Source organism: Streptococcus mitis, from assembly GCF_001074635.1.
Lineage (GTDB): Bacteria > Bacillota > Bacilli > Lactobacillales > Streptococcaceae > Streptococcus > Streptococcus mitis_E.
Window position 1 is genome coordinate 1 of record NZ_JUQO01000207.1, and the last position, 3267, is coordinate 3267.

General features: G+C 43.0%; 3 protein-coding genes. All 3 read left to right on the top strand.

All coding sequences use genetic code 11. The features are described 5' to 3' along the window. The first annotated feature begins 106 nt into the window (after positions 1–106). Positions 107–763: a response regulator transcription factor VncR gene (gene vncR, locus ADI58_RS08830; RefSeq protein ID WP_049522289.1), complete on the top strand. Its 657-nt coding sequence runs from the start codon at positions 107–109 to the stop codon at positions 761–763. Then, positions 760–2088, top strand: a complete 1329-nt coding sequence (vncS, locus tag ADI58_RS08835; RefSeq protein ID WP_049522292.1) for a sensor histidine kinase VncS — start codon at positions 760–762, stop codon at positions 2086–2088. The genes vncR and vncS overlap by 4 nt, the downstream gene beginning before the upstream one ends. 140 nt (positions 2089–2228) lie before the next feature. Continuing rightward, complete coding sequence (locus tag ADI58_RS08840) at positions 2229–3110, top strand: class II fructose-bisphosphate aldolase (RefSeq protein WP_001019006.1); 882 nt, start codon at positions 2229–2231, stop codon at positions 3108–3110. The last annotated feature ends 157 nt before the right edge of the window (positions 3111–3267 follow it).

A 3267-nucleotide genomic window follows, 5' to 3' on the forward strand; every position in this document is an offset into this window, starting at 1 on the left:
CTACAACCTCAAAGCAGTGCTTTGAGCAACCTGCGGCTAGCTTCCTAGTTTGCTTTTTGATTTTCATTGAGTATAAGAAAAATAAAAAATAGAGAGCAGTTAAAGTATGAAAATTTTAATTGTAGAAGATGAAGAGATGATCCGAGAGGGGATCAGTGATTATTTGACGGATTGCGGTTATGAAACCATTGAAGCAGCGGACGGTGAGGAAGCCTTAGAAAAATTTTCCAGCTATGAGGTGGCCTTAGTTTTACTGGATATTCAGATGCCCAAGCTTAACGGCCTAGAAGTCCTAGCTGAGATTCGTAAAACCAGTCAGGTTCCTGTTTTGATGTTGACTGCCTTTCAGGATGAAGAATACAAGATGAGTGCCTTTGCTTCGCTAGCAGATGGCTATCTGGAAAAGCCCTTCTCCCTCTCCCTCTTAAAAGTGAGGGTGGACGCGATTTTCAAGCGCTATTATGATACAGGACGAATCTTCTCCTATAAGGATACCAAGGTGGACTTTGAGAGCTACAGTGCCAGCCTAGCAGGTGAGGAAGTAGCTATCAATGCTAAAGAGTTGGAAATTCTGGACTATCTGGTTAAAAATGAAGGACGAGCCTTGACTCGTTCTCAGATTATCGATGCAGTATGGAAGGCGACAGATGAGGTTCCCTTTGACCGTGTCATCGATGTCTATATCAAGGAATTGCGGAAAAAGCTAGACTTGGACTGCATCCTCACTGTGCGCAATGTTGGTTATAAATTGGAGCGAAAATGAAACGAACAGGTTTATTTACAAAGATATTTATATATACCTTCTCGATTTTTAGTGTTCTGGTTATTTGCCTTCATTTGGCTATTTATTTTCTTTTTCCTTCGACTTATCTGAGCCATCGTCAGGAAACCATTGGCCAGAAAGCGACAGCCATTGCCCAGTCCCTAGAAGGGAAGGATAGGCAGAGTATCGAGCAAGTGTTAGAGCTGTATTCCCAGACTAGTGATATTAAGGGGGTCGTTAAGGGCGAGATGACTGAGGACAAGTTAGAAGTCAAGGACAGTCTTCCTCTGGATACGGAACGTCAGACAACCTCTCTTTTTATCGAGGAGCGCGAGGTGACAACGCAGGACGGTGGTACCATGACTCTCCAGTTTTTAGCGTCCATGGATTTGCAAAAGGAAGCAGAGCAAATCAGTCTCCAGTTTCTTCCCTATACCCTGCTGGCATCCTTTCTGATTTCCCTCTTGGTGGCCTATATCTATGCTCGGACTATCGTTGCCCCGATTTTGGAAATCAAGCGGGTGACCCGACGGATGATGGATTTGGATGCCCAAGTGCGATTGCGCGTGGATTCCAAGGATGAGATTGGAGATCTAAAGGAACAAATCAATAGCCTCTACCAGCATCTTTTGACTGTCATTGCGGACTTGCATGACAAGAATGAAGCCATTCTCCAGCTGGAAAAGATGAAGGTCGAATTCCTACGAGGGGCTTCTCATGAATTGAAAACACCGCTGGCTAGTTTGAAAATCCTGATCGAAAACATGAAAGAAAATGTCGGGCGTTATAAGGATAGAGACCACTATCTGGGAGTTGCCTTGGGGATTGTGGATGAACTTAATCACCATGTTCTCCAGATACTTTCCCTCTCTTCTGTGCAGGAATTGCGAGATGATAGGGAACAAATTGACTTACACCAGATGACGCAAAGTCTAGTCAAGGATTATGCCTTGCTAGCCAAGGAAAGAGAGCTTCAGATTGATAATAGCTTGTCCCATCAGCAGGCTTATCTAAATCCATCAGTTATGAAGTTGATTTTGTCTAACCTCATCAGTAATGCCATCAAGCACTCTGCTCCAGGTAGTTTGGTTCGCATTGGAGAAAGAGAAGGGGAACTTTTTATAGAAAATAGCTGCAGTCCAGAAGAACAAGAAAAACTAGCCCAATCTTTTTCTGATAATGCTAGTCGCAAGGCCAAGGGTTCTGGTATGGGGCTCTTTGTGGTTAAGAGTCTATTAGAACATGAAAAATTACCTTATCGTTTTGAGATGAAGGAGAATCGTTTGACCTTCTTCATAGCTTTTCCAAAAGTCGCCCAAGACTAGGTAGAGAAAGGGTTTACATAGATGAAGCTAGAAGAAATTCAATCGAAACTGCGGGAAAAACTAGATTTTTTTGTCAAAAAGTGATAAAATGAACAATGTAAATGGGATGACCCATAAAAATATACAGGAGGCCTGATAAAATGGCAATCGTTTCAGCAGAAAAATTTGTCCAAGCAGCTCGTGACAACGGTTATGCAGTTGGTGGATTTAACACAAACAACCTTGAGTGGACTCAAGCTATCTTGCGCGCAGCAGAAGCTAAAAAAGCTCCAGTTTTGATCCAAACTTCAATGGGTGCTGCTAAATACATGGGTGGTTACAAAGTTGCTCGCAACTTGATCGCTAACCTTGTTGAATCAATGGGTATCACTGTACCAGTAGCTATCCACCTTGACCACGGTCACTACGAAGATGCACTTGAGTGTATCCGAGTTGGTTATACTTCAGTTATGTTTGATGGTTCACACCTTCCAGTTGAAGAAAACCTTGAAAAAGCTCGTAAAGTTGTAGAATTTGCTCATGCAAATGGTGTATCAGTGGAAGCTGAAGTTGGTACTATCGGTGGTGAAGAAGACGGAATCATCGGTGATGGTGAATTGGCTCCAATCGAAGACGCTAAAGCAATGGTTGAAACTGGTATCGACTTCTTGGCAGCTGGTATCGGTAACATCCACGGTCCTTACCCAGAAAACTGGAAAGGTCTTCACCTTGATCACTTGCAAAAATTGACTGAAGCTGTTCCAGGATTCCCAATCGTATTGCACGGTGGATCAGGTATTCCTGATGAGCAAATCCAAGCAGCTATCAAACTTGGTGTTGCGAAAGTTAACGTTAACACCGAATGCCAAATCGCATTCGCTAACGCAACTCGTAAATTTGCTCGTGACTACGAAGCAAACGAAGCAGAATACGACAAGAAAAAACTCTTCGACCCACGTAAATTCTTGGCTGACGGTGTAAAAGCTATCCAAGCATCAGTTGAAGAACGTATCGACGTATTCGGTTCAGAAGGTAAAGCTTAATCTAGCTGAATAATACAGATAAAACCTACCCATTGGGTGGGTTTTTGGCGTTTTAAGGAGACTATTAAGCCAGAATTTTGGACTAATACTCTTCGAAAATCTCTTCAAACCACGTCAGCTTCGCCTTGCCGTAGGTATGGTTACTGACTTCGTCAGT